A 25,969-nucleotide genomic window follows, 5' to 3' on the forward strand; every position below is an offset into this window, starting at 1 on the left:
GGTACATTTTTAACAGCGGCGAAGGGCCCAGTCAACGGGCGCTGGAGGGATTCTGCGCGATCATCGAACACTTCTTTGAGCGCGTTGCGCAGTGGCCCGAGATTTTTTATTCATGGTGAGTGCGCGCTGCTTGCAAAGGCCGCGATTCAGGCACCGCATCGCTGCATGCCAAGCCGCCGTCCAGACTCACATACCCAGGCGGCACTACAGGCGCGCAAGAGCAAAAAAGGCCCCGCAGCCTGATTAAAAGCAAACGGGGCCCGATTCCCTATCTATGCTCACAACGTCGCCGGTGGGTCCTCATTCGGCGGATCGCCGACTGGGGTAGGTGGCACGGTCGGCTGAACGGGCACACCATCGGGATTGTCGCCAGGATCACCCTCAGGCGCGGTTGGCGGCAGATTGGGATCGTCGATGTTCGGATCCGGGGTTTCGGCGGGAATGGGAATGTTCATGGTCCTGACCTCGCTCGTGTGTAACAGCTGGCGTCGAAAACAACGTATTCAAGTATCTGGACCGCAGCCACCGGGATTGATTCTTTTTTCTCGATCCCGCCCTGCGGCGGTTGATTGCGTCTGAACTTTTGCCCGGCGCGTCGGCTCCCAACCTTAGGCGACAAACAGTCGCACTGCATCTCTCTTCCAGCAGCATCATCCGCAACGTCCACGGGGCGTAATAAGGAGCTAGGCTCGATGACGTCTGATGAACCTTTCGAATCCGGCCGCGAAGGCCAAGTCCACGATAACGCCGAGCACGTCTTGAGCCTGTCCCAGGCCCTGCTGCTACCGCGCCTTTTGATCGAGAACACCCAACCGGTGATCGATGACGGCGTATTCGCCGTCAAGACGCTAGTCGGACGCCAGGTGGCGGTGACCACCAAGGTTTACGCCGATGGCCATGACAAGTTGGCGGTACGCCTGCGCGTGCGGCGAGTGGATAGCGAAGAATGGCAGACCTCGGCCCTGACGGAGCTGGGCAACGACAGCTTTGCCGGTGAGTTCAGCGTCGACGCCATTGGCCGCTACGTCTATTGCGTCGAGGCGTGGATCGATCAGTTCGCCAGTTACCGCTATGAGCTGGAGAAAAAATACGCTGCGGGCGTTGCCATCGGCCTGGAGCTGGAAGAAGGCCGCGTGCATTTGCAGCATGCCGCCGAGCGTAGCGAGGGCGATCTCAAGCACGCGCTGCAAAATCTGCACGACAGCCTCCATGAGCTCAACGAAGACCAGCGTGTATCGCTGCTGTTGCAAGCCGACACCAGCGCTCTGATGGCCCGCGCCGATCACCGCGCGTTTCTCACCCGCAGCCCCGAATACCCGGTGGAAGTGGAGCGGCAACTGGCCGAGTTCGCCAGTTGGTACGAGCTGTTCCCGCGCTCGATCACCGACGACAAGGCCCGCCACGGCACGTTTAACGACGTGCACAATCGCTTGCCGATGATCCGCGACATGGGCTTCGACGTGCTGTATTTCCCACCGATTCACCCCATCGGCCGCGCGCATCGCAAGGGGCCCAACAACTCGCTGACTGCTGGGCCGGATGATGTCGGCAGTCCTTATGCGATTGGTAGCGCGGATGGCGGCCATGACGCTATTCACCCGCAACTGGGCAGCCGCGAGGACTTTCGCAATCTGGTCAAGGCCGCCGCCGAGCATGGCTTGGAAATCGCCCTCGATTTCGCCATCCAGTGCTCCCAGGATCACCTCTGGCTCAAGGAGCATCCGGGCTGGTTCTCGTGGCGCCCGGACGGCACCATCCGCTATGCCGAAAACCCGCCGAAAAAATACCAGGACATCGTCAACGTCGATTTCTATGCCGCCGATGCGGTGCCGAGCCTGTGGCTGGCGCTACGCGATGTGGTGTGGAGCTGGGTGGAGGAGGGCGTGAAGATTTTTCGCGTCGACAACCCGCACACCAAGCCGCTGCCGTTCTGGCAATGGTTGATCGAGGATATTCGCAGCAAGGACCCAGACGTCATGTTTCTCGCCGAGGCCTTCACCAAGCCGGCGATGATGGCGCGTCTGGGCAAGGTCGGTTACAGCCAGAGTTACACGTACTTCACCTGGCGCAACACCAAGGCTGAATTGCAGGCGTACTTCAGCGAGCTCAACCAGCCGCCGTGGTCGCATTGCTACCGGCCCAACTTCTTCGTCAACACGCCGGACATAAACCCGTTTTTTCTGCACGAGTCAGGGCGCCCGGGCTTCTTGATCCGCGCGGCGCTGGCGACCATGGGCTCGGGGCTGTGGGGCATGTACTCGGGCTTCGAGCTGTGCGAATCGGCGCCGATCCCCGGCAAGGAAGAATACCTCGACTCGGAGAAGTACGAGATCCGCCCGCGGGACTACACCGCACCCGGCAATATCATTGCCGAGATCGCCCAGCTCAACCGCATCCGCCGTCTCAACCCGGCGCTGCAGACCCACCTGGGCGTGGCGTTCTTCAATTGCTACAACGACAACATCCTGTATTTCGCCAAACGTACGCCCGATCGGCAGAACTACATTCTGGTGGCGATCAACCTGGACCCTTACAACGCTCAGGAAGCCAACTTCGAACTGCCGCTGTGGGAGTTGGGCCTGGACGACAATGCCGCGACCTCGGGCACCGATCTGATGACCGGCCATACCTGGACCTGGTACGGCAAGACTCAGTTCATGCGCCTCGACCCCGCCTATCAGTCCTTTGGTATCTGGCGCATCGCTCGCGAGCAATAACCCTCTCGGCGCGGCTGCGTACGAAGACGCAGCCGCCTCATAACAAGAGCTCCTCAACAAGGAATCAGCTGCATGGCCAGAAAACCTAAGGCAGCCAAGTTCATCGAAGACCCGCTCTGGTACAAGGACGCGGTCATTTACCAAGTGCATGTAAAGTCTTTTTTCGACTCCAACAACGACGGCATCGGTGACTTTCCCGGCCTCATCGCCAAGCTCGATTACATCGCCGAGCTGGGGGTCAATACCATCTGGCTGTTGCCGTTCTATCCGTCGCCACGGCGTGACGACGGCTACGATATCGCCGAATACAAGGCCGTGCACCCCGACTACGGCACCATGCACGACGCCAAGCGTTTCATCGCCGAGGCGCACCAGCGTGGCTTGCGCGTGATCACCGAACTGGTCATCAACCACACTTCGGACCAGCACCCCTGGTTCCAGCGTGCGCGCCATGCCAAGGCCGGATCCAAGGCGCGGGACTTTTACGTGTGGTCCGACAGTGATGCCAAGTACGACGGCACGCGGATCATCTTCCTCGACACCGAAAAATCCAACTGGACCTGGGACCCGGTCGCCGGCCAGTACTTCTGGCATCGTTTCTACTCGCACCAGCCGGACCTCAACTTCGACAACCCGCAGGTGATGAAGGCGGTGATCGGCGTGATGCGTTATTGGCTCGACCTGGGCATCGATGGCCTGCGCCTGGACGCCATCCCGTACTTGATCGAGCGCGACGGCACCAACAACGAGAACCTGCCCGAGACCCACGCGGTGCTCAAGCAGATCCGCGCCGAAATTGACGCCAATTACCCCGATCGCATGCTGTTGGCCGAGGCCAACCAATGGCCCGAGGACACCCAGCTGTATTTCGGCGACGCCAAGGGCCCCAATGGTGACGAATGCCATATGGCCTTCCACTTCCCGTTGATGCCGCGCATGTACATGGCCGTGGCCCAGGAAGACCGGTTTCCGATCACCGACATCTTGCGTCAGACCCCGGAGATCCCCGCCAACTGCCAGTGGGCGATCTTCCTGCGCAACCATGACGAGCTGACCCTGGAGATGGTTACCGACAAGGAGCGCGATTACCTGTGGAACTACTACGCCGCCGACAGCCGCGCGCGCATCAACCTCGGTATTCGCCGACGGCTGGCGCCGTTGCTCGAGCGTGACCGGCGTCGTGTAGAACTGCTCAACAGCCTGCTGCTGTCGATGCCCGGCACGCCGACGCTGTATTACGGCGACGAAATCGGCATGGGCGACAACATCTACCTGGGCGACCGCGACGGTGTGCGCACGCCCATGCAGTGGTCGATCGACCGCAACGGTGGTTTTTCGCGCGCCGACCCGGCCAGCCTGGTGCTGCCGCCGATCATGGATTCGCTCTACGGCTACCAGTCGGTCAACGTCGAAACCCAGGCCAGCGATCCACACTCGCTGCTCAACTGGACGCGGCGCATGCTCGCCGTGCGCAAGCAGCAGAAGGCCTTTGGCCGCGGTACGTTGAAGATGCTGTCGCCGAGCAACCGGCGCATCCTTGCTTATCTGCGTGAGTACACCAACGCCGACGGCAAGGTCGAGATCATCCTCTGTGTGGCCAACGTTTCGCGGGCGGCGCAAGCGGCCGAGTTGGATCTGTCGGCCTATGCCGGCATGGTCCCGGTGGAGATGCTTGGCGGTGCGGCGTTCCCGCCGATCGGTCAACTCAATTTCCTGCTCACTCTGGCCCCTTACGGGTTCTACTGGTTTCTATTGGCCTCGGAGAATCAAATGCCCAGCTGGCACGTTGAACCGGCCCAAAGCCTGCCGGACTTCCTCACTCTGGTGCTGAAAAAGCGCATGGAGGAACTGCTCGAGTCGCCCTCGCGCGAATCGCTGGAAAACACCGCGCTCACCCAGTACTTGCCCAAGCGCCGCTGGTTCGCCGGCAAGGACAGCGCTATCGACAAGGTGAACATCGCCTACGGCGTGCGCTTCGGTACCGCGCAGGCGCCGGTGCTGCTCAGCGAGATCGAAGTCACCAGCGCTGGCGTGGTCAGCCGCTATCAGTTCCCGTTCGGGTTGCTTGGCGACGATCAGATCGCCAGCGCGCTCCCTCAGCAGCTGGCGCTGTCGCGGGTACGCCGCGGCCGTCAGGTGGGCTTGATCACCGATGCGTTCGCGCTGGAGACCTTCATTCATTCGGTGCTCGCCGCGGTGCAGGCCAATCAGACGCTGCCATGCAGCGAGGGCGAACTGCGTTTCGAACCGACCGCCGAGTTGACCCGGCTCAATTTGGGCAGCGATGCGCAGATTCGCTACCTGTCCGCCGAGCAATCCAATAGCTCCGTAGTGATCGGCGCCGCTATGGTGCTCAAGATGATCCGCAAGGTCAGCGGCGGCATCCACCCCGAGCTGGAAATGGGCGCCTACCTCACCAGCGCCGGCTACCAGAATATTTCGCCGCTGCTGGGCTCCGTCCAGCGCGTCGACGCCCAGGGTCTGCCGCACCTGTTGATGATCGCTCAGGGCTTTTTGGCCAACCAGGGCGACGCATGGGAATGGACTCAGAACAATCTGGAGCGTGCGGTGCGCGACGAGATGGCCAGTGTCCGCTCCGAGCAGGATCAACACTATAACGCCCTGGTGGAGCTGGCCGATTTCGCTGCCATGCTCGGCAAGCGCCTGGGCGAAATGCACAAGGTGCTGGCCGCGCCTACCGACAATGCCGATTTTCGTGCCAGCCCGAGCAAAAAGAAGGACGCTCAGGCATGGAGCAAAAGCATCAAGGCGCAGGTCGAACGTGCACTGCAATTGCTCGAACAACATAAAGGCAACCTCGATGACGAAAACCGCACGCTGGTGGCCGACCTGTTGAGCCAGCGCAAATCGCTGCTCAGCCACGTCGATACACTCAGCCAGCAGGCTACCGGTGGCTTGATCATGCGTGTGCACGGCGACTTGCACTTGGGCCAGGTGCTGGTGGTGCAGGGCGACGCCTATCTGATCGACTTCGAAGGCGAACCGGCACGGCCGTTGGAAGAACGTCGCGGCAAGTACAGCCCGTTCAAGGATGTCAGCGGTGTGCTGCGTTCGTTTGATTACGCCGCGGCCATGGCGGTGCGCAATGCGCAGAGCGTGGATGCCTCGCCAGAAGCCGCGCAGGCCCGCCAGCGCGTGGCCAAGCGTTACCTGCATGAATCGCGGCACGCGTTCATCGAGGCCTATCGAGCGGCCACGGCCGACTTGGCTCATGCCTGGGAAAACCCCGAAGGCGAGCGTGCGGCACTGGAATTGTTCAGCCTGGAAAAGGCTGCCTATGAAATCGCTTATGAAGCGGAGAATCGTCCGGGCTGGCTGGCCGTGCCTTTGCATGGTCTGTTCGGGCTCTTGAGTACAAGGGGAGAAGAGTCATGAGTGCGCAACAGCAACAGAGCCAGCGCGGTGCCATACCGCCCAAGGCCGATATTGAAGCGCTGATCCGCGCCGATCACCGTGATCCGTTTTCGATCCTTGGCCCCCACAGCGATGGCGGTGACGGGCAATACATTCGTGCCTACCTGCCCAATGCCCTGTCGGTCGAGGTGTTGGCCAAGGATCACGACGAGTCCCTGGTCAAGCTTGAACAGCATTACGACGTACCGGGGCTCTTCACCGGCCACATGCATTCGCGTCAGCCCTATCGGCTCAAGGTGCAATGGGCCGGTGGCGAATACACCAACGCCGATCCTTACAGCTTCGGCGAGCTGCTGGGCGAGATGGACCTGTACCTGTTCGCCGAGGGTAATCACCGTGATCTGAGCGGTGTCTTTGGCGCTCAGGTGATGAATATCGATGGCGTCGACGGCGTGCGTTTCGCCGTGTGGGCGCCGAATGCCAAGCGCGTTTCGGTGGTGGGTGACTTCAACGGCTGGGATGGCCGTCGGCATCCGATGCGCGTGCGCTACCCCTCGGGTGTGTGGGAAATCTTCATCCCTGGCGTGCAGCCGGGCGATGGCTATAAATACGAAATTCTCGGCGCTCACGGCATCTTGCCGCTCAAGGCCGATCCGGTTGCTCTGGCCACTGAGCTGCCGCCCGCCACGGGGTCGCGGGTCGGCAGGCCGCTCGATCACGCCTGGGGTGACCAGGCCTGGCTCGAGGGCCGTGAACAGCGCCACAGCAGCAGTGCGCCGCTGTCGATCTACGAGCTGCACGCGGGCTCGTGGATGGTCGAGACCGACGATGCTGGCGAGGTAGTGCGCAATTACACCTGGCACGAGCTGGCCGACCGCCTGATTCCTTATATCGAGAAGATGGGCTTCACCCATATCGAGCTGATGCCGATCATGGAGCATCCGTTCGGTGGGTCGTGGGGTTATCAATTGCTCGCGCAGTTCGCACCCACCGCCCGTTACGGCACGCCGCAGCAATTCGCCGAATTCGTCGACCGCTGCCACCAGGCCGGTTTCGGCGTGATTCTCGATTGGGTGCCGGCGCACTTTCCCACCGATACCCACGGCCTGGCGCGTTTCGACGGCACCGCGCTGTATGAATACGACAACCCGCTCGAAGGCTTCCACCAGGATTGGGACACCCTGATCTACAACCTGGGGCGCACCGAGGTGCACGGCTTCATGCTGGCGTCGGCGCTGCACTGGATCAAGCTTTTCCACATCGACGGCCTGCGCGTCGATGCGGTGGCCTCGATGCTGTACCGCGATTATTCACGCAAGGCTGGCGAGTGGGTGCCCAACCGCTACGGTGGTCGCGAGAACCTCGAGGCCATCGATTTCCTGCGTCACCTCAATGATGTGGTAGCTATCGAGGCACCTGGCGCGCTGGTCATCGCCGAGGAGTCCACTGCATGGCCAGGCGTCAGCCAGTCGACGCAGTCGGGCGGCCTGGGCTTTTCGTACAAGTGGAACATGGGCTGGATGCACGACACCCTGCATTACATCCAGAACGACCCGATCCACCGCAATCACCACCACAACGAACTGAGCTTCGGCCTGATGTATGCGTATTCAGAGCACTTCATCCTGCCGATCTCTCACGACGAAGTGGTGCACGGCAAGCATTCGCTGATCGACAAGATGCCCGGCGACCGCTGGCAGAAATTCGCCAACCTGCGTGCCTACCTGACCTTCATGTGGGCGCATCCGGGCAAAAAGCTGCTGTTCATGGGCTGCGAGTTCGGGCAGTGGCGCGAGTGGAACCACGATCACCAGCTCGACTGGTACCTGACCGAGTATTCCGAGCACAAGGGCGTGCAGACGCTGGTGGCCGACCTCAATCGGCTGTATCGCTCGGAGCCGGCGTTGTACGAACAGGATTGCAAGCCCCAGGGCTTTCAATGGTTGATCGGCGACGATTCGACCAACAGCGTCTACGCCTGGTTGCGCTGGAGCAAGGAGGGGCAGCCGCTACTGGTGGTCGCCAACTTCACCCCCGTACCGCGCGAGGGGTATCGCATCGGCGTGCCATTCGGCGAGCACTGGGACGAGGTGCTTAACAGCGATGCCGAGCTGTATGCCGGGTCCAACTTCGGCAACGGCGGCGGGGTGGACAGTGAAGAGATCGCTGCCCATGGTCAGGATCGTTCGGTGTCCCTGAACCTGCCGCCACTGGGGGTCCTGGTGCTCAAACCGCGAAGCTGATGCTTGTGAATCCTGTGGGGGCGAGCCCGAGCGGCCGCCCCCATATGGGTCATTGGCGCTGTGACTAGAGATGCACTTCCACTGATAGCGGCAGATGGTCGGACAGATGACTCCAGGGCTTGTTGCCAAGGATCACTGGTTCATGGCTGGTGGCGTTGCGCAGGTAGATGCGGTCCAGGCGCAGCAGCGGGAAGCGGGCCGGGTAGGTCTTGGCCAACAGGCCGTGGTGACGCTCGAACACCTCGTGCAGGCCATCGTGCTTGCACAGCGTGCTGTTGCCGCGCAGCTGCCAGTCGTTGAAGTCGCCAGCAATGATCACTGGTGCATGTTCCGGCAGCGAATCGAGCAATTGGCGCAGCAACATCAGCTGTTTTTGTCGATGGCTTTCCAATAACGACAGGTGCACGCAGATCGCGTGTACTTCGTCGTGCCCCGGCACCTGTAATACGCAATGCAGCAGGCCGCGGCGCTCGGGGCCGGTAATCGACACGTCGAGGTTGCGGTAGTGCAGGATCGGGTATTTGGACAGCAACGCGTTGCCGTGGTGGCCGTCCGGGTAGACCGCATTGCGGCCGTAGGCGTAATCGCTCCACATGCTGTCGGCGAGGAACTCGTACTGGGACATTTCCGGCCAATTGGAGACTTTTGATGCATGGCGATCGTGGCCGCCCAGAACTTCCTGCAAGAAAACGATATCGGCGCCGGTACTGCGCACGGCTTCGCGCAGCTCCGGAAGGATGAAGCGGCGGTTGAAAGCGGTGAATCCCTTGTGGGTATTGACGGTCAACACCCGTAATCGGTGCACCTCGCGCTCGGGTAGGGCGTCAAGGTCACTGAGGGCACTGCCTGCGGGGTCGGTCGACACGGTTGCTCCTCGGTAAGGTACTGCCTGTCTCTATTGCGACCTGATTATCCATGGCGCAGTTCCGTGTGTCTGTAGCGAGGGGGAGCTCCCGAATGATCGCCCTGGCGAAACATTCGTGCGCAGTGACACATTTTTCGGGGGCAAGCCCCCGCGCTACGGGAGTGAACCCTAATCCTCCTGATCCCGGTGCAACTCGAACAACAGCGTCGAACGGCCGGTGACCATGAACTGACTGCCGAAATCCAGGCGTTCGTGCTCGCGCAGTTCCGGGCGGTTGGTGTCGACCACGCAGTTCCAGTACTCGCCCTCCGGGACCTGCGGCAGGGTGTAATTGACCACATCGTGGTGGGCATTGACGATCACCAGCAAGGTGATGTCTGCGCCGGGCTTGCGGATACCGCTGGCCTGGGCGCGGCCGTCGAGCAGCATGCCCACCGAGCGGCCGTGGCCTTCTTCCCATTGCTCGGTGGTCATCTCGTTGCCATGGGGGTCGAGCCAGGTGACATCCTTGACGCCGATGTCCTCGTTGTAGGTACCCACCAGAAACCGGTTGCGGCGCAGGATCGGGTACTTGAGCCGCAACTTGATGAGCCGGCGCACGAAGCGCAGCAGGTCGGCGCCGTCCTGATCCAGCGCCCAGTTGATCCAGCCGGTTTCGCTGTCCTGGCAGTAGGCATTGTTGTTGCCGTTCTGCGTGCGGGCAAATTCATCGCCTGCGACGATCATCGGCGTGCCCTGAGAGAACAGCAGGGTGGCAAAGAAGTTGCGCATCTGGCGCAGACGCAGATCGATGATGGCGCGGTCACCGGTCGGCCCCTCGACCCCATGGTTCCACGACACGTTGTTATTGGTGCCGTCCTGATTGTTCTCGTCGTTCTCTTCGTTGTGCTTCTCGTTATAGGACACCAGGTCCTTCATCGTGAAGCCGTCGTGGGCGGTGATGAAGTTGACCGAGGTATAGGGGCGCCGGCCACGCTGGTTGAACAGCTCGCCGGAGCCGGTCATGCGCCCGGCGAAGTCGGCCAGTTGCCCGTCGTCGCCTTTCCAGAACGCGCGCACGGTGTCGCGAAAGCGATCGTTCCACTCCGCCCAGCCCGGCGCAAAGCCACCGACCTGGTAGCCGCCAGGCCCGCAGTCCCACGGCTCGGCGATGAGCTTGACCGAACGCAAGACCGGGTCTTGACGGCAGGCCACCAGGAAGCTGTGACGCTCGTCGAAGCCTTCGTGGTAGCGGCCCAGGATGGTCGCCAGGTCGAAGCGAAAGCCGTCCACGTGCATTTCCGTGGCCCAGTAGCGCAGCGAGTCGGTGACCATCTGCAGCACGCACGGATGGCTCAGGTCGAGGGTGTTGCCGGTGCCGGAATCGTTGATGTAGAAGCGCTTGTTGTCGGGCTGCAAGCGGTAGTAGGAGGCGTTGTCGATACCGCGCATCGACAGCGTCGGCCCCTGTTCGTTGCCCTCGGCGGTGTGGTTGTAGACCACGTCGAGGATGATCTCCAGCCCGGCATCATGGTAGTGGGCGACCATCTCCTTGAACTCGGCGACCTTGCCGCTGGCCAGGTAGCGCGGGTGCGGGGCGAAGAAAGCGATGCTGTTGTAGCCCCAATAGTTGTTGAGGCCTTTTTGCAGCAGGTGCTGATCGTTGACGAAGGCGTGAATGGGCAGCAGCTCCACGGAGGACACGCCGAGCTGGCGGATGTGATCGACCACCTCAGGCACCATCATGCCGGCGAAGGTGCCGCGCACCGCCTCCGGAACCGCCGGATGACGCATGCTCAGGCCCTTGGCGTGGGCTTCGTAGATGATGGTCTTGTCCCATGGCACGCTTACCCGCTGGTCGCGGCCCCAGGTGTAGGCAGGGTCGATGACCTTGCTCTTGGGCACGAAGGGCGCGCTGTCGCGATCATCGAAACTGAGGTCGCCATCCGGGTGACCGATGGTGTAGCCGAACAGGGCTTCGGACCATTTCAACTGGCCCACCAGCTGCTTGGCATAAGGATCGATAAGCAACTTGTTGGGGTTGAAGCGATGGCCGTTCTCGGGATCGTACGGCCCGTACACGCGATAGCCGTAGATCAACCCTGGATGGGCGTCGGGCAGGTAGCCGTGGTAGATCTCGTCGGTGTACTCCGGCAATTCGATGCGCTCGATCTCCTCCTCGGTGGCGGGGTCGAACAGACACAGCTCGACCTTCGTAGCATTGGCCGAGAACAGCGCGAAGTTGACACCCAGACCATCCCAGGTGGCGCCCAGGGGGAAGGGCAGGCCTTCACGGATGCGCGAGGGTTCGGCTTGAGAGGTGGGCTGAGGCTTCTTTTGCCGGCTCATGATTGATCCTTAGTGGGGCTGAGTTCGTACCGAATGCGCGAGGTGCAGAACGGCGCTACAGGGAGGCATGGGGCAGTGGCAGGGCGTAGATATTTGTGGGGCCGTGCAAGCGCGCGCCTTGTTTCCACAGGCAGCGGCATGAGCTGTGGGAGCGCAGCTTGCTGGCGAAGGGGCCAGTGCAGGCAACACAGGGGTGCCGAGCTCGCACGACGGGAGTCCGGGTATCGGGCTGGCCGAACGGGCGGCCAGCCTTGGGGTGAGCAGAGCGTGTGCCAGGCAATCAGCTGGCTGGCGGCTTTTTCGCTGCGCTGGGTTTTTTCGCGGCGGCGGGCTTGGGCGCAGTCGCAGGCTTGGGCGCCGGCGGCTTGGAAGCCTTGACTGCGGTCGGCTTGCTGGCGACCGGCTTGGGCGCGGATTTTGCGGCGGGCTTGGGCGGTGTCTTGTCGGCGGCCGGCTCCGGAGCCGATTTGACCGCTGGCTTGGGTGCCGATTTAGCCGCCGGTTTTGCAGGCTTGCTGGCGACAGGTTTAGGCGGCGCCGCGGGCTTTTCCGCTGCCTTGGGGGCCGCTACCGGCTTGTCGGCCTTGGCTGTCTTGGCCGCGGCAGACTTGCGATTCGAGGGCTTGCTGGGCGCCAGTGCTTCGGCTTCAGCGAGCTTGCGCGCCATCTCCCAGTGACGGTCCTCATGACCGTGGGGTTGACCCTCGGACTCCCAGATCTGATAAGCAAATTCTTTAATACGCTTGTCGTCGACACTCATTTAAACGCTCCTGATCACTGGTCACTTTGTACATAAAGATTGACGGGGAAATCCTTCAACGCAGTGCTCAACCATATAGCTTCCTGTGGTGTGACTGCGTTCTCGGAAAAAAGTCCCTTCAAATTAGGCCGGCAAGAGTGGTTAGGCAGCTTGACATGGGTGTCTCCCCATTTTTGGCTATCAATCAACGGGCTGCCGACATCCCCCAGCAGGTCGCTGCACAGGCGCGGCACGATCACCACCGCCAACTGCGTCGCCGTGGTGCGGGCGAAGGCCAGCACCTTGCTGGCGTGCTCGCCCACCACTTCGAGTGGTTGGTAATCTCCGTGCAGAAACAACTCGGCATGTGCAACCCTCGTTTGCAAGGTGCGGGCAACCAGTGCCTGCTTGATGCGACCGTCCTGCCAGTGCTCCAACAGCTGTCCCAGAGCGCTGGCATCGTGCAGCGACCGCTCTCGTGCAGCGTAGTCCACCGGACGCCGGTTGTCCGGGTCGACCAGGCTGAAGTCCCAATACTCTGCGCCCTGATACAGATCCGGCACGCCGGGTACGGTCATGCGCAGCAAGCTTTGCGCCAAACTGTTAAGCGCGCCGGCCGGTGCGATCTGGCGGACCAGGGAAGCCAGTGACTGGCGCAACGGCAAGGCGTCTTCGCTGAGCAGCAGCTTCTCCAGAAAGTCTCGGCATTGTTGCTCGTAGGGCTCGTTGGGCGCGCTCCAGCTGCTCAGCAACTTGGCCTCGCGCAGGGCTTTTTGCTGCCACTGCGCGACGCGCTCGAACAACGCCTGCAAGCCGTCGTGATCGTCGGCTTCAAGGCCCAGTGGCCAGGCGCCGATCAAGGCTTGATAGAGCATGGCCTCATCGCCGCCAGTGGGCGCCGGGGCGTCGGCAAACTCGCCGCGCCATGGCTGCGCCAGCGCCATCCAGTGGGTGACATGGGCAGCGTACCAGGCACCGCGTTCACTGAGCACGGCCAGGCGAGTGCGGGTATCTTCGCCGCGCTTGTGGTCGTGGGTGGCGGTGGCCAGCAGGTTGCTGGGGAAGCGTTCGAGCCGCTGCTGGCAGGCGCGGTGGAAATCTTCCACAGGGGCGCTGAATTCTTCGGGATCGAAGCCTACGTCGTTGCGCGACAGCAATACCGCGCTGCGATAGAACGCAGTATCTTCGACAGCCTTGGCGGCCGCGGGTGAGGTCAACTGCTGGAAACGCACGTTGGCATGTTTGAGTGCCTTGCGCGCGCGACCCGGCGGCATGTGCCGCATGGGCTCGCCACCGAACCAGCGCTGCAGGTAGTCGAGCACCGGCCAGTCGCCTTCGTTGAGTTGGGCGCGGGCCTGCTCCACGGCATGCTGGAAAAACCCTTCGTCTTCGGCGGGGCGTCCGCAGGCACTGATATAGGTGCGGTACACCTGAAAGTGCACGATGAGTTCCTGCAGCGCTCGACGGATCGCACCAAGGGTCAGGTCGCGGCTCATCACGTCGTTGCGCGCGACCTTCAGCAGCGCCTGGGACACGGCCTCGAAGTCACCGGCCAGGGTGCCGTTGAGCACCAGATGACGACCGGCGCGCGCCTCTTCGGCGAAATCACCGGTGCGCCCGCTGACCTTTTCCCAGACCTCGACCAGCGCATCCTTGCCGCGCGGATCATGCTGCAGAAGCGACACCTGGTTCATGAATTCGTAGCCAGTGGTGCCGTCGACCGTCCAGTCGCTGTGCAGTTGCTCGCCTGCGCCGAGGATCTTCTCGACGTAGATCGGGAAGTGTTCGACGGCGGCCTCTGCGGGGCGCTGTGACAGCAAGCCGGCAACCCGACGGCGCAGCTTGCGACTATAGCCGCGCGGGTCGGCCAGGCCGTCGATATGGTCGATGCGCAGGCCGTCCACCAGGCCCTGCGCAACCAGTTCGAAAATCTTGCTGTGGGTGGCTTCGAACACTGCCGCGCGCTCGACCCGCAAGCCGCCCAGTTCGTTGATGTCGAAGAACCGCCGCCAGTTGATATCGTCGGCCGCGGTGCGCCAGCTGGCCAGGCGATAGTGCTGTTTTTCGAGCAGCCGATGCAGGCGCTGGAAGCCTTCTTCGGTAGTCGAGTCGTACTGCTTCAAGGTGCTGGCAATGCTTTCGCCAACCTCGGCAGCGGCGGCTTGGCGCGCCAGTTCCTGACGCAGCACCTTGGCCTGGGCGTAGCCTTGGGGATGTTGCGCCAACGCGGCGAAGCGTGCGCCGAGCTCCGCCAGCTCGCTGTTGCCGGTGGCGATCAACAGCCCGGCGTAATCCGGCGGGCAGATAGGGAAGATGTGCTCGTAATGCTCGACGAAAAAGCTGCCGTGCTCGGCGTCGAAGTGCAACGCCAGAGTGCCGTCGCGCAGCGCCACGCCGTAGTCGCTGCCCAAAAACGGCAGCAGCAGCTGGCCGTCCAGCAGCGGGTCGGGGGAGTGCCACTGGATATCGAAAAACTCCGCGTAAGGGCTGCGTCGGCCCCACTCCAGCAGGTCGAGCCACCACGGATTGTGCGGGCCGCCGACGGCCATATGGTTGGAGACGATATCGAGGATCAACCCCATGTTCTTTTCGCGCAGGGCCGCGACCAGGCGGCGCAGCGCGGCTTCGCCGCCGAGTTCAGGGTTGACCGTGGTGGGGTCGACCACATCGTAACCGTGCATCGAACCAGGGCGGGCCTTGAGCAGGGGCGAAGCATAGACGTGGGTAATGCCCAGCTCGGCGAAGTAGGGCACCAGGGGGACCGCGTCGTCGAGGGTGAAGTCCTTGTGAAACTGTAAACGCAGGCTGCCAGTCAGGGGAGTCATCGGTCACGCTCATTGGATTGTTGTCGGGCAGTGGCTAACAGTTCGAGGCGCCGAGCGGCGTCGGTATCGTCCAGCAGCGCCTGCGCAGGGGCACTGAAGCGCCGCCGCCAGTTGGGATGGCTGTCGGTGGTGCCGGGCAGGTTAGGGGCCTCAAGGGTACCCAGGGCATCTTCCAACGGCAGCAGCACCAACGGCGCTCGGGTATGGGCGATAAAACGAACACTGGCGTCGATCAGTTGATCGGATTCTTCACCTTCGCCCTGGAAGTTGACCGGGTCCTGCTCCAGCAGGTGACGCAAGCCGCGACGCTCGTGCTCGCGCGACTCACGCCATTGCTGTTCGGCCGCGGCGTCGATCAGATTCAGGCGGTGGTTCCAGTCGATATCATTGGCTCGCCACCAGCCGTTGAGGGGCGAGAGGTCGTGGGTGCTGGTGGTGGCCAGGGCGTTGTCGGGCCATTCCATCAAGGATTTGAAGTGGCCGGTGTGGTGCTGTTCGAACAACAGCACGCGCATGCCGAGGATCTGCCGCGCCGCGAGTTTTTCCCGCAGCCCGTCAGGCACGGTGCCCAGGTCCTCACCGAGGACGATGGCCTGGTGGCGGTGCGATTCCAGCGACAGCAGACGCAGCATGTCGTCGAGCGGGTAGTGCAGGTAGGCGCCATTGGGTGGCGACTCGCCCTGAGGAATCACCCACAGCCGTTGCAGGCCGAGGATATGGTCGATGCGCAGGCCACCGGCATGGGCGAAATTGGCCCGCAGCATTTCGATAAAGGCGCGAAAGCCGCTGCGTTGCAGCCCTTCGGGGGAGAACGCGGAGATGCCCCAGCCTTGCCCGGCCCGGTTGAGGATATCGGGCGGCGCGCCCACGGTCAGCGACGAAAGCAATTCGTCCTGGCGGCTCCAGGCCTGGCTGCCGGCACCGTCGGCGCCGACGGCAAGGTCGGCGACCAGGCCGATGCGCATGCCGCTGCTGCGGGCGGCGGTTTGGGCGCGTTCCAGGCTGCGAGCGATCAGCCACTGGCAGAAGGCGTAGTAGCCGACCTCTTCTTTATGTTCCTTGGCGAATTCGGCGATCGACGGGCTGCGGGGGTCTTGCCATTGCTCCGGCCACTGGCGCCAGTCCTGGGGTTCGCCCTGGCGCGCGCATTCAGCCTGCAAGGCCTCGAAGCGGCAGTGATTTTCGAGCGCTTCACCGCCAGCGTGGCGGAAGCTGCTCAGGTCAGCCTGCAGCGGGTGATCGCCCGCGCTGAAACCCTTGTACAGCTCTCGCAGCAAGGTTTGCTTGGCGTCGGCGGCGCTGGGCCAATCGATCAGGGCCAGGGACTCGAGCTCGTCGAGGGTCTTGCCCAGCCCCGTCGCTTCGATGGCGCTGCGCACCGCGCGCTCGCCCAGAATGGTCCCAGGGGCGGCATACAGGCTGTTGAGGAACAGGCGGCTCGACGGCGAATAGGGACTGTAGCGATGGTTGTCGCTGCTGAACATGGCGTGCATGGGGCTGATCGCCAGGGCATCGGCGCCGCGTTCGCCGGCACTGCGCGCCAGCTGCTCGAGCGCCTGGGTATCGCCGAAACCACCGTCACCGGCGCGGCGCAGGGAGTACAGCTGCACCCCCAGGCCCCAGGCCCGCGGGGTTTCGCTGCCCAAGGCATCACCAACGCTGTAGCAGCGGCTGGGGGCCACGGCCAGGGTGAACTGGCGGCCGTCGATGGTCACCAGCTGATAGCCGACCGGGACCATGCCGGGCAGGGCGCCGTGCTCGTCCAGGCGAATGTCCAGCGTGGCGCCGTCCTCGAGTTCGATCCGGCACTGGCTGTGCGGCGCGAAGTATTTTTGCAAGTCCAGGGCGCTGCCTTGGTCCACCGTCAGCAATGGCGGCAGGTGTTGGGCATCGTGGGCCTTTTCCAGCGCGGCCAGGCTGCGGCGGATGTCGTCTTCGCTATCGGCGGCATGCCCCAGGCCGGCGAGGACCTTGCGCAAGGCCTCGGGGGCCACGGTTTGGTGATTGCCGTTGGCATCGACCCAATGCACGGCAAGGCCGGCGTTGGCGGCCAAGGTGTGGAGTGACTCGCTCATGGTTTGCCTCCTGCTCCTTGCACTACAGCGTCTAAAGGGGGGATGAGGCTGACCACGGTGGTGTAGGGGGTGAGCTTGCGGTTGTTGTCGGGCTGCAGGCGGCTGTCGAACAGGCGCAGGCTGGCATCCGGCAGTTCTACCTCGAGGGTTTGATCACCGAGGTTGAGGTCGATGCGCAGCTCTGCGCCATCGCCCATTTTCCAACGCGCGGTGATGGCCTTGTCAGCCAGCACCTCGGCACCCAGCGAGCGAGCGCCGGGTAGCCGCGGGAAGATCTCGCGACGTCGCCAGGTCAGCAGTTCGCGGTACAGCTCGACCCAGTGGCCGTGCTGATGAGCGGGGAAACTGGCGAAATCGGGGCGCGAGTCTTCGAAGGTCTTGGGCGCATTGGGATCGGGGATGGTTTCGCGCTTGTGCGGGTCGGCAAACACGCTGAACGCTTTGAATTCGCTTCGGCGGCCCTCGCGCACGGCATCGGCCAGCTCGCCGTGGTGGCTGGTAAAGAACAGGAACGGCTCCTTGGCCGCCCACTCATCGCCCATGAACATCAGCGGAATCATCGGTGACAGCAGCAGCAAGGTGGTCGCCGCGCGCAGCGCCGGCTCGCTGCACAGCTGATTCAGGCGCTCGCCGAAGGCGCGGTTGCCGATCTGGTCGTGGTTCTGCAGGAACAGCACGAAGGAGCCGGGCCACAGATGCCCGCTGGCCTCGCCGCGGGCTTCGCCATGACGGTTGACGTGGCCCTGATAGACGAAGCCCTCGCCCAGGCAACGCGCCAGTTTCTCGGTGGTGTGGTCTTTATAGTCTTCGTAGTAGGCTTCGGTCTCGCCGGTCAGCAGCACGTGCAGGGCGTTATGGCCGTCATCGTTCCACTGAGCGTCGTAGCCCTGTTTGAGCAAGTGCGCCTGGTTGTGCTCGTTTTCCAGATTCAGATAGACGTGGCGGCGCGGCTCCAGCGACTGGCGAATGCGCTTGGCCATGACCTGCAGGAAATCCGGGCTTTCGATGGCATGGACGGCGTCGAAGCGCAGGCCGTCGAAGCGGTATTCGTGAAGCCACATCAACGCGTTGTCGATGAAGTAGTCACGTACAGCCTGCTGGCTGAAGTCGATGGCCGCACCCCAGGGAGTGTGTTTGTCTTCATTGAAGAAGCGCTTGGCGTAGGCGTGCAGATAATTGCCGTCGGGGCCGAAGTGGTTGTAGACCACGTCGAGAATCACCATCAGGCCATGGCTGTGTGCCGTATCGATCAAGTGCTTGAGCTGCGCTGGCGTCCCGTAGGAGGATTGCGGGGCGTAGGGCAGCACACCGTCGTAGCCCCAGTTGCGGTCGCCGGGGAATTGGGCGATGGGCATCAATTCGATCGCGGTGATCCCCAGCGCGGCAAGGCGCGCCAGGTGCGTTTCGACACCGGCGAAGCCGCCCATGGCGCCTACGTGCAACTCGTAGATGACCGCTTCGTGCCAAGGCCGGCCGTGCCAGCCTGTCTGCTGCCAGGGATAGTGGTCATCCACCACCAGGCTCGGCGAGTGGACATCGCTTTGCTGGGCGCGGGAGGCGGGATCCGGCACCTGCAGGTGGCCGTCGATCTCGTAGCGGTAAGCGGTGCCTGCGGGGCAGGCCAACTGGTGTTGATACCAGCCCTCATCATCGGCGGTCATGGCCAGGGGCGCCTGGCCTTCGATCAGCAGGCTGACCGACTGTGCATCCGGGGCCCACAGCGCAAAGCGCGTAAGCCCCGATTTCAACATTACCGCCCCGTGGGACATCTCTCTTTCAACAGACCAGGTTTCAGTTTCCCGTGACGGCATCGATGAAACCTCTTGAACTTAGGATTTTGCCGATTTGCCTTTGGCTTGATCGACCATTTTTTCGTAGAGCTTGGCGTAGGGTTCGACAGCCTGCGACCAGTTGAAGGGTTGGGTCATGGCGCGGCAGCGCATGGCGTTGAGCAGCTCCGGTTTGCCGAACACGTAGAAGGCGCGAGTCAAGGCTTCACGGTAGCTCTCGGCGGTGGGCTCTTCGAACAGAAAGCCGGTCATGCCATCTTCGATGGTGTCGGCCAGGCCGCCGGTTTTGCGCGCCACCGGCAACGAGCCGAAGCGTTGTGCGTACATCTGGCTCAGGCCGCAAGGCTCGTAGCGCGAAGGCATCAACAGAAAGTCACTGCCCGCGAACATGCGCCGGGCATCGGTTTCATTGAAGCCGATGCGTGCCGACACCTGGCCAGGAAAGCGCAAGGCCAGCTCGCGCATCGCTTGTTCGCCTTCAGGCTCGCCACGGCCGATGATCGCGATCTGGCCGCCGTTCTCGACGATGAATTGCGCCACCGCCTCGGTAAGGTCCAGGCCTTTCTGGAACACCAGGCGCGAAACCACCGCGAACAGCGGGCCCTCGCTAGGCTCCAGGCCGAACAGTTCGCGCACGTGGTCGGCGTTGACACCCTTGCCATCCCAGTCGTTGAGGCCGAACGGGCAGACCAGATGCGGATCGGTGGCCGATTCCCAGCTTTCATCGATACCGTTAGGGATGCCGCTGAGCAGCCCCTGTTGCGCCTTGTAGCTGAGAAACCCGTCGAGCCCGCAGCCGAATTCAGGGGTGGTGATTTCTTCGGCGTAGGTGGCGCTCACCGTGGTGATGTGGCTGGAATAGGACATCCCGGCCTTGAGAAACGACAGCTTGCCGTAAAACTCCATGCCTTCCTGTTGCAGCGCGTGCTCGGGGATGCCGAGTTCCGGGCAGCAGGCCAGGCTCACCACGCCTTGATAGGCGAGGTTGTGAATGGTGAACAGGGTCGGCACGTTCAGCCCGCGCCAGTGCATATAGGCTGGGGCCAGGCCGGCCGGCCAGTCGTGGGCGTGAACCATGTCCGGGCGCCAATGCACCATGCCCTGGCCTGCAGCGATGTCGGCGGCAGCCAGGCCCAGGCGGGCGAAGCGAATATGGTTGTCAGGCCAGTCACGGCCATTGTTGGCGCCATAAGGCGTGCCTTCACGGGCATACAGCTCGGGGCACAACAGTACATAGATCACCAGACCGTCCGGCATGTCCATGCGGCCGACCTTGCAGGGTGGCAGCGCGGCGTGGCCGCCCATCTCACCGACCACATGAATCGGGTGACCGCTGTTAAGCACTTGCGGGTAGCCCGGAATCAGCACCCGCACATCGTGCAGGGGGCTCATGGCGCGAGGGAGCGCGGCAGAGACATCGCCCAGGCCCCCGGTTTTGACGAGGTCGGCAATTTCAGAGGTGACGAAGAGGATTTTCTTGCGATTAGGATTTGGCGTCGAATCAGCTTGCAGCACTTTGCCGGTCGAAGCGATAGCAGGCAAGGAAGGAACCTCGCTGACCTGCTGATTGAAGCGTTCCCCATGGGTTTCGACGGCGGCATTGATCATTGTGAACCCTCTCCCGAGTGTTGATTACATCTGCCAGATACTTATTTTGTTCAGCCCCAGTCAGCCGCGCGAGCGCTACGCAGGCCCGACGATGAATTGTCGGTCGCAATTTCAGAGAGGGGTGGGCAGGTCGTGCTTTCAACGAGTCGATAACTACGGCCTACCTAATAGCTGACCGGTGGGCGTTTCAGAAGTTTCGACTTTTTTACGGTGAAGTTTCCGAACGGCTTACAGGTTGACTTGAGTGTAGAAGATATCTGCAGAATCGGGAGGGCAGCCGACTGACGGGCGTAAGTCATCGCGATGCGGGGTGGTAGCCAGGTACCGACTGGTGGGTAGAACGATGGTTTGAGATGGCGGCCCCGGCAATGTCGCCGGGAGTCACCTCGGAGCTCCCATGACCGATACCCTTTCTTCGCCCCTGAGCCTGGTTGCTCAGTATGCGCCATTGGCCAGCAGTGTCAGTCGGCGATTCAACGGCCGCCCTTCACTGCGAAGTGTCGCCCGCGACCTTATCAACCTGGCCTTGAGCAAGCACAAACCGGCCCTGCAGGTCGATGGCGCCAGCCTCAAACTGATTCGGGCCGACGCGCCGGCCCCCATTGCGTTGGAGGATCTGCTGATCCAGCGGTATCTGCAGGACCGCACGCTAAATCTGATCGCAGGCGTTGATGCGGTGACCCAGCAACAGGGCGCTGAGGCGCCGCAACCCCTGGCCTTGGGTATTGGCGAGCTGGAAACGCTGATCGATGAATGGGGGCCTTCATTGCTTGAACACTATAAACAGCGCCTGGTCGAGTACTGGAATCATGTCGACGCAACCGGTCAGAGTCGCTGGCAGTGGTTGGCCGGCCACCTGCGCGAGCATGTGCGGATGTTGGCGCGGCGCCAAGTCGAGCAAGGACGGCTGGATGGTGAGGAGAGCGAAACGCTGTTGGCTCTCTGTAGTGGCACGCCGTTGGCGGGCACCCGCACTGCACTGCTGCAGATTCAGCACATCGCCAATCCTGCCGTGACCACGCCCCATGTCACCAGCGATCTGGTGATCACCCGCACTGCGCAGGGCGATGAAGTCGAGCGGATACTGCTGTGCCGTCCTTTGGCCGAGGTGCAAGCGTTCGCCGACATGGCCACGCTGGCCGAGGCCCAGGCGCGCTATCTAGGTGATCGCCGGACTGGCCAGCGCGTGGATTTTGCATTGATCAACATCGACGCCGATAGCTTCGATACCCAGGCGCTGATGCTTTTGGAATGCCAGCTGAGCAATCTGACGGCGCTGGCCGAGCATTACCGGGGGCAGGGCAGCGATATCGACACGCTGGTGAGTCTGGCCGAGCGCAGTACCAGTCTTTACGACCTGAGCCGCCCCGAGGAGCTCGCGCGCGCACAGCGCATGAAGGACGCACTGCCGGTCTGGCTCGAACAGGCGCCGCGCGACGATAAATTACGCTATGCAACGCTGCTGGCGCAGCTGGGCGAGGTGCAGCGCCAGAGCGGCGGCGAGCACTACCTGGATGGCATCCTGCCCTTGGAGGACTACACCGCAGCCGAGTTGAACCGGCAGATCGCCCTCGATCACCCCACACAGCGTGTGGCCTTGGCTGATGTGCAGGTGCGTATTTATCATGCACCCAATGCCCTGCTCGAAATCGTGCATGCCGGGGATGGTCATCTTGAATATGTGGTCATCAGTCTGGTCGAGCTGGCACTGTTCAATGTCCATGGACGCCCGGCCGGCATGCTCGAGATCGAACCCCGTGCGGGCGCGACGCTGCCGGCCTGGGTGACTCGCGAGGCGGTGATCGCCCTGGTGACCACCGTCGATATCGGTCGGCGCTATGTCGCGCTGTTGCGTCAGCGCTTGTTGGAGGATGTCCCGCAGGCAGCACGACGGCAGGCGCTTTACCTGGACCAGTTGCGGGTGCAGTTGCCGCTGAAGATGCTTGAGCTGAAAATCCGCCAGGCGTGCGGCGTCACGGCAGCGGGCGTGACCATGCTGATGCAGGCGTTGAGGCTCGATTCCCTCGCGCCCAATGTTCGCCGCGCGACGTCCACGCTGCCGGGGCCAACGGTGCGGCAGTTGGCAGTGCGTCGCGCCCTGGGAGCCACTCCAGATATCATCCAGTGCGCTTACCTGATCGGGGCCGATGATGAAGACGGCGTTTGCGTGCTGTATCGCCCCTTGTCCGCAGAGCCCTTGCGCCAGTTTGCCAGTGTTGGCGCGCTGCTGTCGGCGATCAAGGCGCCGGGCGCGCTGCAGGATGACGTGTTGCTTTGGCTGGAGGCGGCCGCGCGTCCGGTCTATGCCAATGGCGGCTTTGATGAACCGCACATTCGTCATTTCCTTCCTGGCGACGATACAGCCGAGCTAACGCGCCCGGCCCCCGCGACCTTGACGGGCGTAGCGCTTGAGGGTGATCTGTGGACCACGTTGTATCGTGACAATGTCGCCGGGCTGCAGGCCATCGCCGATCGCCAGTCGGTCAGCAACGATGAAAGTTGCTGGCTTGGCTATCGCGAGTTGGGCTGGGTGGTCTTCAACGCCTTGCTGCCCATGGTCGGTGGCCCGCTTGCCAGTGCAGGATGGATGCTGCAAAGCCTGAAAATCTTTGCCGATGGTTTCGATGCGCGTTTGCATGGAAGTCCTCAGGCGGCCAGTGACGCGCTGATGGAGTTTTTCTTCAATGCGGCTTTTGTGCTTTTCGGGCACAGCCTGGAGGCGCGCAGCAAAGGTATTGATCGCGTGACGCGGCCGTTGCTGAAGGACGGTGAGTGGCTCGACCCGGTTGAAGGGCTTGGGGAATCGGTGGTGGCGCCCGGTGAGCCGGTGGCCAGCCGCGTCATCGCAGCGCCTGGTACGTCGATAGCGCTGCACGAGCTGGACTTCGGTTTTCAGGCGGCTAGCCGCCGGCTCTCGGCTGCTCAGCGACAGACGTTGGTGACGTTCGCGGTACCGGCGGGGGACTTCGGTAGCGCGATACCCCACGGCCCTACCCAAGGCCTCTATCTGCGGGACCAGCAATGGTACGGGCTGATCGACGCGAGCTGGTTCGCGCTGGCGCTGGAAGACGGCGAGTTGCATATCATGGACATCAACGATGCATCGCGTCGCGGTCCCTATGTGCGCCGTGACGAAGCAGGCCGCTGGCAAGTCGACACCGCTTTGCGCCTGGCCGGCGGCTTGCCGGGCCGGGGGCGCAAGGCCTATAAAGAGGCGCAGCAGGCGCGCGAGGCAGCGCTGCTCAAGCGGGTTACTGATTACCGTGACCAGCAGACGGCTATCGATCGCAAGCTCAAGGTCACCCAGCAGGTCATGAGCGAGCTGCAAGCCCAGCGCTCCAGGCGTTATCCGGCGTATCGCCAGCGCTTCATCGAAGTGGCCAGCGAGATGGTGGTGGCCAGCGGCGATGCCATCGACGCCTTCGCCGAACTCAACAAGGTCCGCCCCTCGCCACGTTTTTTCGAGGAGCGCACCAGCCACTTGCGCGCCTTGTTGCGGATCAAATGGGAAATCGTCAGCAAACTGCGCGAGCAGCTGAGCGAACTGATCCTTGGCGATGGCCTGGAGCACGAAGCGCCCAATCCTGCCCCCATGAGCAGCTTCGAGGACTTTGCCGCGGGCTGCGATCTCATCGATCAACTCATTCACTGGACCGCTGAATCACAGCGGCGCATGGAGGATCTGGCCAATGTCGAACATTTCGGGGCGCCGGAGCTTGCAGCTATCAAGCCCACCTGGGCTGGATTCGGAACGCCGTTGACCTGGCGCGGCGTGCAGTTGTATTGGCTGAACGTCTTGAGCGAACAAAAAATGCGTCGCTGGCCCCGTCCCGAAGGCGCCATGAATGAAGCTGTCGCCTCTGCCAAGCTCGCCGCGCAGTCGCAGAACGCGATCCTGGAGCCCGGTGTATTCACCGACGAGGAGCAGATCCAGGTACTCGACAGCGCACTGCAACGCTATGAAGCGCTCGAAGACGCGCTGGATTTTACCCTGGCCACGGTCGAGCCCAATCGCTTGTCGCCAGCGGTGGCGCGCATGCTGTTGCATGTCGGCGCATTGCACAGCGCTGCCGAGGCGCAATTGGTGCCGTTGTTCCGGCAGCAGACCTTGCGTGCCCGCCAGCAGCGCAAGCAGCAGCGGCCGGTGCGCCAGCAGGTCATTGTCACCAGTCGCAAGCGCGGGGTACTGGTAGGCAACATGAAAACCTCGGCCGACGGCGGCGCGCAACGTTTTGAAGTGGCTGGCGGACTCGACGACACCACTGTCGAGCAGTTCCAGCAAGTGCCGGGCGGCGAAGATTGGGTGCGGGTGCCATCTGCCTCGGGGGCCATCGAGCCCAGGCCGGTGGCGCCCCTCGAAGCCTCGATGCGCGAGGCGATGGTGCTGCTCGGTCAAGCCGATCGTCAGTTGCTGCAAGCCAAAGCACGCGTGCAGGCCAACAAGGCGCATATCCCTTCCGAAACTCAAAACTTGCTCGATGACGTGGCCCAAGGGCTGCGTGACAAAGCGGATGACATCGACCTGGCGCTGGTGCGCCTCAATGAAACCGATCGGCTGTCTTCGTCCACGGGGCAATCGGCCGATGTGACCATCAGGCAACTGCGCGACAAGGCCGAGCAGCTGAAAACCGAAGGCCGGCGCCTGCGCATCGCGCTGTGCAAGGCCGGTGATCCACAGGCGTCCAGGATCGAGTGGCTGGTCGGCGAGGGGGAGGCGACGGTGGTGCTCGAGAAGCCGCGGACATTGCTCAAAGGCGGCGATTACCTGCAGGAATATGCGATCAAGGACGCCAGTGGTGTGCTTTGGTACGCGCATTTCCATTACCCGACGGCCACTGCGGCGGCAGAACGGTTCACCGTGGCGCACCTCAAGACAGTGGCGCAACGCTTCATGACCTATAAGCACTTCATGGCGTTGGGCGATACGGCCAAAGGGGCGACGGGCCTGATTCGGGCCGAAATTCAGCCGAACATGGCGCGCAAGGTATTTTTACCGGTGGGGGGGACATCGGGGGAGGGAGAGGCGTAGCGTTATACGCTTGTAGCAAGGGAGTGCGGATCATGTTCAGGATGGCATGATCCGCTGGACAGGCGCTCGATCGAGCGCCTGCACCTCGGGCTAACGTCAGGCGATACGCGCTTGAGCTTCAAAGCCCATGGCGTTCTGCTTGGCTTGTTGCAGCAGGCTGGTCAGGAAGGCGACCTTGTCCTGCAGCTCTTCACGTTCTTGCTTGAGCGCACGCAGTTCATCACGGCGAACACTGACATAGAGCGTTTGTGGTTGGTTCGTTGTCACTACAGTACCCATTGCACACCTCGCAAACTACCGGCACAGACATTAAGGATAAGCGCCCTGGGCGACTCTCGCGTCAGGCTCCTACCGCTATCGGCACGGATGATGATT

Annotated in this window: 13 protein-coding genes; 4 read left to right on the forward strand and 9 right to left on the reverse strand. The window is 62.6% G+C overall.

Annotated elements, in window-relative coordinates; translation table 11 throughout:
• Window positions 1–278 precede the first annotated feature (278 nt).
• Complete coding sequence (locus REH34_RS24245; RefSeq protein WP_311969433.1) at window positions 279–455, reverse strand: hypothetical protein; 177 nt, start codon at window positions 453–455, stop codon at window positions 279–281.
• A gap of 237 nt (window positions 456–692) precedes the next feature.
• On the opposite strand from REH34_RS24245, the gene REH34_RS24250 reads away from it, so the two are divergent.
• From REH34_RS24250 to glgB, 3 genes are all read left to right on the forward strand, one after another.
• Complete coding sequence (locus REH34_RS24250) at window positions 693–2,717, forward strand: alpha-1,4-glucan--maltose-1-phosphate maltosyltransferase (RefSeq protein ID WP_311969434.1); 2,025 nt, start codon at window positions 693–695, stop codon at window positions 2,715–2,717.
• A gap of 72 nt (window positions 2,718–2,789) precedes the next feature.
• A complete protein-coding gene (treS, locus tag REH34_RS24255) occupies window positions 2,790–6,113 on the forward strand; it encodes a maltose alpha-D-glucosyltransferase (RefSeq protein ID WP_311969435.1) in 3,324 nt (1,107 codons plus the stop codon).
• A complete protein-coding gene (glgB, locus tag REH34_RS24260) occupies window positions 6,110–8,335 on the forward strand; it encodes a 1,4-alpha-glucan branching protein GlgB (RefSeq protein WP_311969436.1) in 2,226 nt (741 codons plus the stop codon). Before treS ends, glgB begins: the two co-directional genes overlap by 4 nt.
• A 64-nt stretch (window positions 8,336–8,399) precedes the next feature.
• Here glgB and REH34_RS24265 read toward each other — a convergent pair whose 3' ends face one another.
• From REH34_RS24265 to glgA, 7 genes are all read right to left on the reverse strand, one after another.
• A complete protein-coding gene (locus tag REH34_RS24265) occupies window positions 8,400–9,200 on the reverse strand; it encodes an endonuclease/exonuclease/phosphatase family protein (RefSeq protein WP_409373170.1) in 801 nt (266 codons plus the stop codon).
• A 168-nt stretch (window positions 9,201–9,368) separates the two neighbouring features.
• Window positions 9,369–11,528, reverse strand: coding sequence for a glycogen debranching protein GlgX (gene glgX / locus REH34_RS24270; protein ID WP_226507310.1), 2,160 nt, complete (start codon window positions 11,526–11,528; stop codon window positions 9,369–9,371).
• A gap of 280 nt (window positions 11,529–11,808) precedes the next feature.
• On the reverse strand, window positions 11,809–12,288 hold the full coding sequence (locus tag REH34_RS24275; RefSeq protein WP_311969437.1) for a DUF2934 domain-containing protein: 480 nt from the start codon (window positions 12,286–12,288) through the stop codon (window positions 11,809–11,811).
• A 14-nt stretch (window positions 12,289–12,302) separates the two neighbouring features.
• Entirely contained in the window at window positions 12,303–15,092 is a 2,790-nt protein-coding gene (locus tag REH34_RS24280; protein WP_311969438.1) for a malto-oligosyltrehalose synthase, read from the reverse strand.
• The gene (gene malQ / locus REH34_RS24285; protein WP_311969439.1) at window positions 15,089–17,167 is read right to left on the reverse strand and encodes a 4-alpha-glucanotransferase; all 2,079 of its coding nucleotides are present in this window, start codon (window positions 17,165–17,167) and stop codon (window positions 15,089–15,091) included. Before malQ ends, REH34_RS24280 begins: the two co-directional genes overlap by 4 nt.
• Window positions 17,164–18,978, reverse strand: a complete 1,815-nt coding sequence (gene treZ / locus REH34_RS24290; RefSeq protein WP_311969440.1) for a malto-oligosyltrehalose trehalohydrolase — start codon at window positions 18,976–18,978, stop codon at window positions 17,164–17,166. Before treZ ends, malQ begins: the two co-directional genes overlap by 4 nt.
• Window positions 18,979–18,996: 18 nt before the next feature.
• Entirely contained in the window at window positions 18,997–20,565 is a 1,569-nt protein-coding gene (gene glgA, locus REH34_RS24295) for a glycogen synthase GlgA (protein WP_226507305.1), read from the reverse strand.
• 397 nt (window positions 20,566–20,962) lie between these two features.
• Between glgA and REH34_RS24300 the strand changes: the two genes are divergently transcribed.
• Window positions 20,963–25,594 (forward strand): dermonecrotic toxin domain-containing protein, encoded by a 4,632-nt coding sequence (locus tag REH34_RS24300; protein ID WP_311969441.1) that lies wholly within the window; start codon window positions 20,963–20,965, stop codon window positions 25,592–25,594.
• Between the two features lie 96 nt (window positions 25,595–25,690).
• Here REH34_RS24300 and REH34_RS24305 read toward each other — a convergent pair whose 3' ends face one another.
• Window positions 25,691–25,873 carry a DUF6026 family protein gene (locus REH34_RS24305; RefSeq protein ID WP_311969442.1) on the reverse strand — a complete coding sequence of 61 codons (183 nt, stop codon included), beginning with the start codon at window positions 25,871–25,873 and terminating at the stop codon, window positions 25,691–25,693.
• Window positions 25,874–25,969: the final 96 nt, after the last annotated feature.

The sequence above is a fragment of the Pseudomonas baltica genome, from assembly GCF_031880315.1.
Classification (GTDB): domain Bacteria; phylum Pseudomonadota; class Gammaproteobacteria; order Pseudomonadales; family Pseudomonadaceae; genus Aquipseudomonas.